The organism is Neosynechococcus sphagnicola sy1 (assembly GCF_000775285.1).
GTDB lineage: Bacteria > Cyanobacteriota > Cyanobacteriia > Neosynechococcales > Neosynechococcaceae > Neosynechococcus > Neosynechococcus sphagnicola.
On the sequence record NZ_JJML01000080.1, the window covers coordinates 1 to 9,591 of the forward strand.

General features: G+C 47.8%; 6 protein-coding genes and 2 pseudogenes. All 8 read right to left on the bottom strand.

The annotated features are described in order from the left end of the window. Positions 1-198 precede the first annotated feature (198 nt). The 8 genes and pseudogenes from DO97_RS23470 to DO97_RS19770 all read right to left on the bottom strand — a co-directional run bounded on the left by DO97_RS23470 (position 199) and on the right by DO97_RS19770 (position 9,526). The gene (locus DO97_RS23470) at positions 199-435 is read right to left on the bottom strand and encodes an IS630 transposase-related protein (protein WP_081980890.1); all 237 of its coding nucleotides are present in this window, start codon (positions 433-435) and stop codon (positions 199-201) included. Between the two features lie 47 nt (positions 436-482). Further along, positions 483-2,099 (bottom strand): GmrSD restriction endonuclease domain-containing protein, encoded by a 1,617-nt coding sequence (locus DO97_RS19740; RefSeq protein ID WP_338038852.1) that lies wholly within the window; start codon positions 2,097-2,099, stop codon positions 483-485. A gap of 593 nt (positions 2,100-2,692) precedes the next feature. Then, positions 2,693-3,046, bottom strand: coding sequence for a hypothetical protein (locus DO97_RS19745; protein ID WP_036536870.1), 354 nt, complete (start codon positions 3,044-3,046; stop codon positions 2,693-2,695). Positions 3,047-3,631: 585 nt separating this feature from the next. Beyond that, positions 3,632-5,187 (bottom strand): annotated as a pseudogene (ggt, locus tag DO97_RS31580) (gamma-glutamyltransferase). Between the two features lie 14 nt (positions 5,188-5,201). Continuing rightward, positions 5,202-5,393 (bottom strand): hypothetical protein, encoded by a 192-nt coding sequence (locus DO97_RS19755; RefSeq protein ID WP_156120689.1) that lies wholly within the window; start codon positions 5,391-5,393, stop codon positions 5,202-5,204. Between the two features lie 91 nt (positions 5,394-5,484). Next, the gene (locus DO97_RS19760; protein ID WP_239651910.1) at positions 5,485-5,808 is read right to left on the bottom strand and encodes a hypothetical protein; all 324 of its coding nucleotides are present in this window, start codon (positions 5,806-5,808) and stop codon (positions 5,485-5,487) included. A gap of 221 nt (positions 5,809-6,029) precedes the next feature. Beyond that, positions 6,030-7,749 (bottom strand): annotated as a pseudogene (locus tag DO97_RS19765) (ABC1 kinase family protein). A 124-nt stretch (positions 7,750-7,873) separates the two neighbouring features. After that, the gene (locus DO97_RS19770; protein ID WP_036536875.1) at positions 7,874-9,526 is read right to left on the bottom strand and encodes a tetratricopeptide repeat-containing sulfotransferase family protein; all 1,653 of its coding nucleotides are present in this window, start codon (positions 9,524-9,526) and stop codon (positions 7,874-7,876) included. Positions 9,527-9,591 lie beyond the last annotated feature (65 nt).

A 9,591-nucleotide genomic window follows, 5' to 3' on the forward strand; every position in this document is an offset into this window, starting at 1 on the left:
CTTGGGATCAAAAGCTCGAATGATCTGCCAATAGTCAAACCGCTCTAGCTGCACGGCCTCACTTTCTTTTTCACTGGGGTGAAGCGTTTTTTTAGGGTAATTTGAAGCCTCTGGAGCATCCGAGCGGTGGTTGAGCGTCCTATCCTGACCCCAGTTGCTTGCTCCAGTTGATCGCGAAGCTCCTCTAGGGTGGCATCATTATTGGCTTCTACAAGCTGGTTTTAAAACTTGGAGTTGAGGTTCATTAAGTTTAGTGGGGGTTTGGAGCGTGCGAACTTTAGGGGCAATGTCCCCACTCTGTCGATATTGCTTGAGCAGTTTGTAGATGAAGCTTAAGGCGACTCGAAAGCGCTTCGCTAGCTTTCGTTGAGAGATGCTCTCGCTGTTGTAGGTGTCGATAATTTTCTGGCGTAGATCGACCGAATAGGCTTTCATGGCAAGGAGGTGTATCGGTTCTAAATATTTTACCTCCTACCTTCTCTCTATGATTGTATCCCACTGGAGTGGGAATGGCTATAGTATTTCCCATCATATACAGATGGATTATTACCAGATTCAATCTTGAGCATAATAACTGTTTTATCAAAGTAGTTAACAGTCAAAATATTTCTTGAAATATGATCCTTATCTCTCTCGTTTAATGGCTCTTGAGCAACTAACTGTGTAATCTTTGTAAAATATTTATCAACATCGCTATGATAACTACGAGCTTCAGCATCAATACCAGTCACAAAGAAATTTGCATAGGATATGTAATTCAAACCATAAACTTCCTTATGTTTTTCTGCTGTTATCTTATTGTCCGCAACACCCAAGAGGCAATATCCAGTTGATCTTGGAAAGGTATTTGCCATTGCTGTCAACGTCTTGATAATCTTTGAGAATACACTTCGGTTAAGAGTGTTCTCAGTGACATCAAGAGGGTGCAACCCAACTTTGAAGTCATATAACGCCTGCTCAGTTGAACTCTGCATTAAGATGTTCTCAAATCTTGTTATCCACTGATTTCTTGCTGGATCATTCTCAGTTTTTTTAACAAAACATGACTTAATAACACCGCAAAGAGCATCCATCTGTGTCTGCTTTTCTTTTGCAGACCAATTACCACCGCCAGCAGCAAGTTTAATTACTTTATCGCCAGCTTTATTAAGATGTCCTATCAATTCTTTTTCGTTGATGATTTCACAATTTTCTTCTACTAGCATTTTATATAATGCCAGAAAAACGATTTGAAAATATCTTGAAATTTTTGCTTGTTGACTCTCAAATAATAAAGAGTTAAAAGTCTTGCCTGATTTATTTATTATCTCAATAAGTTTGTCGAGTACGAATTGTATATTACTGATTAGTATATCCTCATTAATTTTCTGTATCTGGATTTCAACTGTTTTAGCAAGAGCAACTTCAGTTTCATCACTCTCATAATCCTGGTAGCTATATAGTTGGTTCAAGATCTCTGAACTAGATCTTATTCCCTTATCTAGTGCTACCCATGCAATAATATCTGCAATAATCTCCTCATCTTGTGACTGTCTTAATGCCTCTTTTGTAATAATATTATTTTTAACCCAAAAAATACTTTCTACAGGTATTCCATAGTCTAAATTACGATTTGTTATACTAATATTTTTCATGGAGTTCAAATCAAGTATATCTGACACACTTGAATCTCCCCTAATATTGCTTGCTAGTTTCCTTACAATTGATGCAAATCTACTTGTTGCCCCTGCCTGTCGCAATTCTTGCTTTGAAAGCTGTCTTCCCCCAGAGTTCAAGCGTCTAAAAACTTCATCAGTATGACCTGTTCCTAATTCCTGAAACACTGAAAGTGGAATTTGATATCGAACTATATCTGCACATACTTTTCTGTCTAAAATTTTAGGCTTTTGTATTATCAGTTCTCTATCCTTTAAAAGTTTAGTGTCTGCCATTGTATCTAAATCAAAATACGTTCCATTAATGTCAAACTCTTGATCAATAAAAGACGTGATGGCATTTAATCGCTGCATTCCGTCAATGATTTCAAGCTTTTTGCCCTTCTCAGTAGTTACTTCAGCCAATAAGATTAATGGAACAGGATATCCTTTAAATAATGGAATCTATAAAAGATCTTTTTTCCTCAACTGTCCATACTAACTTTCGCTGATATCGTCTGTTAACCAAAAATGTTTTTGTAAGATAAGAGCCGTAAAGACTTTGTATGCTTTCGCCTTTGATTGATAATCCAGAAATATCTTGACTCATAGGTATCTTCTAGAAGTTAAGTAGCTTTTTCGCTTAGTTTCAATGTGGTTTACTTTGTTCCAGTTTAAGCTATCTTAGCAGAAGCTTTCTGCAAGTAACTTTAAATTGTATGTTTTGAGGTCGCGGCTTCCTGATAATTATACTTGCAGATACCCTTTCAACTGCAACTAGTAGTTTTATAGGAAGTTGGAGTTGATTACAGCTTCTATCCTTACTATCTCTTCATCAAAGGTACTTGCAGTTGATTGCAACACCGACAGACACCCTTCCAAGCACTCCGCCTAGCACGTACTTACAGCTAACGATCCCGCTCACCGGATGCAGCTAGCTTTTGCATCTCAGCAACAACTTGAACTCATTCCGGTGCAGCGGGGTTGTTATGCAGCGAACGCACATAATTTTGATATTGAACTTGTTGTCTATTCTTCTTGACTTTCCAGCAGAGCTACTACTCGTAGGTAGCCCCAGAGATAGCATCAAGGGAATCAAACCAGTGAATATCATTAACAGAATAAGCAAAGGCAGCACCAAGGAGATCTCCTTCTTCTGCAAACGCTGCTAACAAACCATCATCACCGCCAAAAGTCAGTGTAATAGCGTAGGTAGTTTTGCCTTCAACATCGAACTGGTAGATGGATGGTTGAGGATCAGAATCATCCCCACCGAAATAGATAAAGGCTTCACAAACGCTAGGCGGAATGTTTGCCCGATTTTCAACAAAGTGAGAATCACCCAGGTGGTATCCCTTTTCAATTAGTTTCTGAGCGTAAAACTGCCTAACCACATCACTCCAACTATCCATAATAGATCCTCCTATTAAAAACTTTGAAGCAATCTCTGCAATATCCGTATTTCTGATAACACCTTGAAAACAGATATTCTTAACCTCATTTATATAGGCAGTTTAGAGGACATGACAAACAGATAAGCTTCAAGTACTTTCACAACCGAGGACTTGCGGCATAACTAATACTTAGATCCCATTTTGAGATCTAAGTAAGCTCATGATTGATGCCTATGATTTGCAGTGCATCAAGATGCATTAAGCATTTCAGGGATTTTATCATGCCTTCCCTAAAATGCCTATATGTGAAAAAATTGAAATATAGAAGCTCAAGGGTAGATCGCTGAAATCTCTACTCATAAGGCATTTCAAGAATTATTGGCAGGAATTTCATGAGTACTTATCTTTAAAATGCCATCATAACTAACAAAAATGGGGTTTTATTCACCACGCTAGCTCTATGATTTAAGGCTTTTTCAAGTCCTCCTTCCATCGCTGCTCAACCAGCCAGAAGATTTATTCATAGTCATTCCGCAGCGTGTACTTCATATATCCCCTAATTGTTGATGAATGCGCTTGATCTGCCGCTGGATATTCCCCAAGTCAAATAGATGTCAAGACAACGCCACCGCGACGAGGATCTCCCACACCTTCGAGGGTGCCATTGGGGTGGCGAATGACCGCATGAACTCCCCCAAAAAACATATTCGTTTGTTGCCAACAAATCATCTGATCGGTGGGTAAGGCCGCCGCAGTCAGGGCTGGGGTCTGCCAACCAGGTTCTGCATTGAGGACGTGATCTTCCCAATGCAAACGCGGGCTGTAAACTGCGGTCTCAACATCCATCTCAAAATCCAAGAGATTTGAAATCACCTGCAAAATTGCCGTCCGAATGCGGTTAGAGCCTCCTGAACCCAACACCGCTGTTGGTTGATCCTGGTGAAGTATCAGGGTGGGGGACATCATGGAGGCAATGCGAACATTTTCCTGCCACTGGTGAAATCCCTGGGGATTCAGATCCGCTTCCCCCAACATATTGTTCATCATCACCCCGGTGCCGGGAATGATGTAGGACGATCCTTCCCCATTAGAGGTGGTAGCACTGGCCGCATTGCCCTCAGTATCAATAGTACTAATATGGGTAGTACTGCCCCATTTATTCACCCCATTCCCAAACTGTTGAGCATAGCCAGCTATAAACTCATCCGCTAGCAGTTTTGCTCCCTGTCGCTGACAGACTTCGGGTAACGGAGAATCTTGCCGAGCTTGATTGGTCAGCCGCATCACCTGGGTGAGGAGTTGGAGATGCTCGGGGCTCCCATAATCCAGTTGTGACAAATCAACGGTGGACAGGAGCTTCAATGCAAAGGTAATTAATTGCCCCCCGGGCACTTGGTGGCGGATTGGTCAACAGGGTGCGGTTCCGATAGGAGAGGCTGAGGGGCTGACGCTCTAGGACGCTATAGTTCCTGAGATCATCCAGGCTTAAATGCCCTCCCTGGTCCTGACAGTCCTGTACCAGACGATGGGCAATCTCCCCTTGATAGAAGACTGCTAACCCTTCCGCCGCCAGATAGGCCAAGGTATCGGCAAAGTCCTGCATCAGCAGCGTCTGACCCTGCTGCAACAGCTTGCCTTGGGGGGCATAAATTTGGCGAGCCGCAGCGGAGGCTGTCAGAATCGGTTCTAGTAGTTTGAAGGCGTAGGCTTGAAACCAATTCAGTTGAATCCCCTGCCGAGCGAAGTGAATGGCGGGTTCGGCAATCACAGACAGGGGCAGTCTTCCTAGCTGTTGCTGAACATGGAAAACCCCGGCCAAATTCCCTGGAACCGCAACAGCACCCAGTCCAATATGAAATTCCTGGGTGGCATCGCCAAAACAGACCTCAACCGGTTGGAAATGAATCCCCTCTAGGGGACGTTTCTGCCTCGGCGATTGGGTAAAAAACGTCAAACAGCATTCCCTGATTGCCAGCGGTATGAGCTAGCAAAAAACCCCCACCCCCCGCAGAGGTGAGAGCCGATTCTGTAACAAACGAGGCCAAAATCGCAGCGTTGGCAGCATCAAAGGCATTACCACCTAGGCGAAACATTTCCATGCCAGCCTCGGCAGTTTGTGGATTGCCCGCCGCGATCGCCCCGCCGAGTTTTTGCGCCATCCTCAACGGCCGAATTAGGCGTGAACTTCGGGTTGAAAGACCTGACTGAGGCAGTAGGAACCGAACAGCAACAACGGCCAACCCGGAATGATGGGTACGGGCACCAGAATGGCTCCGACCACAAGGCTGATGGCAGCCACCGTTAGGAGGGTGGCGTTACGCAAGGGTTTCAAGGCATCGGATAGATTAGCGACCCAGTCATTCATACAAAATCCCCCAAGGTGGTGAATCGAGCGATTTGTCGAAAATTGTAAGCGATCCACACCGGATGCTCACCCCTCGCCAACGGCTCAATGATTAGCGAATCGAATCTAAGTCTAACGCTTGTGAGCCTCCCTGTTCTAACTGCACCAGGGTACTGTTCAGTTGCGTCCAGACGAGCCGACCAATCCCCAAGGTCATGGGTACCGATAGCCCATAGGAGATCCAACGGGGAAACCCAAAGATTTCCACCCCAGAGGCTAGGAACACACAGGCTCCCCCCGCAATGCCCACAAAGGGTAAGAACAGGGAAAGGCCCTTCATCTGGGCAAGGGTAAGACTGGATCGGTTGTTGGCCCACTCCCGCACCAGCTGCTTCAGGGTGGCATCAAAGGCACTACCCGAGGCTAAACTAGCCAACAATCCAGCAATCAGTAAAAAAACTAGGGCGGCTCAGGAAACACAAACACACAGGACTCCTTTCAGATTCACACTTGAAGATAGAGGGCTGGTCAGACAGCTTAGCACCAGCCTGTCAAACGCCGATGCTGGGAGTCTGCCTAACAGGTCATCATACAAAGCTTTGTCGGGATGATAATGCTCGAAGAACGCTCTCTGAGCATCGCCCCAGGGTAAATGCCCTAAAAACGGAAAGAGGTAATCGCAAAAGAGGGAAGTAAGGCCGCCGCCCGTTCCCGAGACAGGTCGGCGATCGCCCCTAAAGCAGCATTCAACAGCCGACCCGGATCTAAATCTCTTTGGATCAACTGCCACAGCCGTTGCATTTCTTCCGTATGCAATCGATCATCCTCGGTCAGTGCCAAGAGCAGCTGTCGCTGGAGATAGCGCCCCTCGGTGGAAAGCAGATACCCTAGACCTAGCTGAGCCGTGGGCAAGAGGTCAAAATTGCCATCCGTCCCCGCGATCGCAATCAGATTCTCCAGGCGATTCCATTTAAACTTGCCGTCTTTGAACAACACGTCCAGTAGTCGGCGGCGCAACTGGGGCGATTCCCCAGTCAATAACCGTCGGGCAATGTAAGGATAGGCCACCTCGACAATCTTGAACTGGGCATTGAGACTAAGGGCCAATCCTTCCTGGGTCACCAAGGAACGAATAATCAGGGCAAATTGCGCTGGAACGCGGAAGGGGTAGTCATACATCAGCTCAGAAAATTGATCGGTGATCGTCTTGAAATTAAAATCCCGAACACTTTCACCCATGACATTTCCCAGCACTGCCTCTAAAGCCGGGACAATAGGCATGATATTGGTCTCAGGGGTGAGGAATCCCAGTCTGACAAAATCCTGGGCCAGATCGAGATAATCTTTGTTGATCAGATGTACCACAGAGTCCACCAGGGTTTCCTTGGTGGTTTCCTCCAGTTGATCCATCATGCCAAAGTCGATATAGGCCATGCGCCCATCGGGCATGGCAAATAAGTTTCCGGGATGGGGGTCCGCATGGAAAAACCCAAACTCCAACAATTGTTGTAACCCGGAGGTGACCCCAATGTTAATCAGGGCGTTGATATCCAGACCAGCTGCGGCAATTTGCTCAATCTCCGTGAGCTTAATCCCATTGATCCACTCCAGGGTCAATACACAGCGGCTACTGTAGGGCCAGTAGATCAGGGGGACTTTGACATCCAGATGATCACGAAAATTAGCGGCAAATTTCTCAGCATTGTGACCTTCATGCTGATAGTCAATTTCCTCAAATAGTTTGTGACCAAACTCATCGACAATCAGGGTCAGATCATGACCTAAGTTCAAGGGCAAGAAGACCCCCAGCCACTGAGCTGCCCACCGCATCAGAAATAGGTCGAGGGTTAGAACGGGTAAGAGATTGGGGCGCTGCACCTTCACCGCCACCTCTTCCCCTGTGTGCAAATGGGCGTGGTAGACCTGGCCTAAACTAGCGGCAGCCACGGGCTCGGGGGGAAATATAGCTGAACACTTCTCCAATTTCTCGGTCGAGCTCTCGCTCCAGAATCGCAAAGGCTACCTCTGTGGGAAAGGGCGGCAGTTGATCCTGGAGCTTCACCAACTCTTCAAGAAAGTCTTTGCGTACCAGGTCAGGCCGAGTCGAGAGCGCCTGACCTACCTTGATAAAGGTGGGTCCCAGGACGGTTAAGGTCTGCCGCAGCCGAGTTGCGGAGTACCACTGTGTTTGCAGTAGACAGTCCTGTTTTGCTTGACAGCGCCGCCATTTTTCCCAGCGAAACCCCACGAGAAACCAGGTGAAGTAGCTCAAGATCTTGAAAGCCCGTCCCAGAACCTGCCAGGGGCGGAAGCGGTAATAGCGCTCGATCACTTGGGAATCGTAACGCTGGAGCTGAGCAAGAGGAATCTGACCCACGCTGAACGGTACCTCTAAAACAAAAGATTCAAAAAATGCTTACCACTTGGTGGTCTAACCTGTTCGGATGTAACAGAACGTTTTTTATCGTAGTTGTAACTATAGTATACAAAACTACACGCCCTTAGATATTTCGATCAACACCTCCCAGAAAATTCTGATCTGGCAACCAACCCAGAGATTGCCCCAGTAATGTTTCCAGGTCAAGCATTGAGGGTTGAAAGAAATTCGTCAGCTGTTGCCGCAGGAGTGCGCTGATATCGGCATAATGGCCGGGATTGAGATTCGGATAGCAGGTGAGGTCATGAGCGGGTACTCCTAGAAATTCATAGATCTGCGCCAGGGTGTGGGCGGGAGTTTGGTAGAAGCTCTCACTGGGCAACAGGCGTATTTGGTCACGGGGAAACCTGGTCAACCAAGGTTGAAGTAAGTCAACGTAGAGACTTTGGCCAAGGTAGCCGCTGGCTCTCTGGATCTCTGAGGAAGTTTGGCGACCCAGTTGGATCATTTCTTGATTCAGGGCAGCCTCCAGCGATCGTCCCTCCCAGCCCAAGCGTCGCCAGTGAAAATAGTGGGAAATCGTCCGATCTACCGGATGACGTAGCAGGACAATTAATTTCATTTGGGGGAACTGTGCCTGTAGCCGCGCCGCCGCTGACCAATGACCGAGATAGCTGGGGCTGGCTTCCCCTATCCTGGAGGTTGCCCCCGCGAACCGAGGCGGAAAATGCGCCAGATACCAGGGCACTCCTCTGTCAAACTTCCAAGACCAGAAATCCAGTTCCTTTTTTAGGGGTGCCTGGATCAGGGGATGCTGACAGAGGGCACTAAACAGGGAGGTGGTGCCGCTACGCATGGCTCCAATAATTAGAAAATCAGGGGCTGTCACCGCTTCCCATTGGCTCGGCGTTGCGGAGGGATAGCGTTGCTGAGTCTGCTGCTGACTGGCGGCTCGATAGCAGGCGATCGCCCCGGCTAGATCCCCCTGACAACTCAGGGCTTCCCCTAAATTCAAAGCAGGGTTCAGGGTATGGGGCGTATTTGCCAGCAACTGCTGCAAGGGGGGGATCACCCGTTCCAGTTGCCCTTGGCGAACCAGGACATCCCAAATGTTGGAGTAGAACCACCAGGGATATTCAGGATGTTCAGCAAGACCCTGAGTAAAGGCGATCGCCGCTGCCTGCCATTCCTGGTTCTGTAGCAGAGCCATACCCAGGCGGTAATGGGCTTGGGGATCTTGGGGGGTTTGATGTAGGGTTTGCTGATGGGCGGTGATTTGCTGCTGCATCTGGGATTGGCGCTCCAGGCTCTCGGCCAACCCTGAGGTCAAGGGTGTCGTTAAATCAGAGGTGGGGCACACCTGTAAAGCCTGTCGATAGAGCTGTACCGCTGCCCGGCTCTGGTGCGAAGCCAAGAGTGCTGTCCCCAGTTGCAGATAAAGTTGTGGGTCGGTAGGCCAGTCTTGGGAGGCATCGTCACCCGTCCAAGAAGACCGTGCTGTCTCCTCTGAACTCAAGGTGACAGAGAGCAACAGTGCTTCAGCGAGTTTCGGGATCAGGCCGGGGAGAGTGGGTTGCAGCTGTGCCGCCCGGAGATAGGCCGCGATCGCCCCACGGGGTTTCTGTAACGCTTGACGGGCATCTCCGAGATGGACAAATGACCAGGGGAAGTCGTCCTGGAGGGCAATGGCGGTTGTTAGTGCCTGGGCTGCTGCCCGCCATTGTTGCAGTTGCAGCAATGCATAGCCGAGATTCTGGTGGACCAAAAAAACTCCCATCTAGACCGATGGCATTTTGGTAAGCGGCCACCGCTGCTGACCAGTCTTGCAAGTCCAGAAAGGCA

Excerpts from the sequence above, each read along its gene's own strand:
- DO97_RS23470 (WP_081980890.1), bottom strand. The coding sequence starts at position 435 with ATGAAAGCCTATTCGGTCGATCTACGCCAGAAAATTATCGACACCTAC.
- DO97_RS19745 (WP_036536870.1), bottom strand. The coding sequence starts at position 3,046 with ATGGATAGTTGGAGTGATGTGGTTAGGCAGTTTTACGCTCAGAAACTA.
- DO97_RS19770 (WP_036536875.1), bottom strand. The coding sequence starts at position 9,526 with ATGGGAGTTTTTTTGGTCCACCAGAATCTCGGCTATGCATTGCTGCAA.
- DO97_RS19755 (WP_156120689.1), bottom strand. The coding sequence starts at position 5,393 with ATGAATGACTGGGTCGCTAATCTATCCGATGCCTTGAAACCCTTGCGT.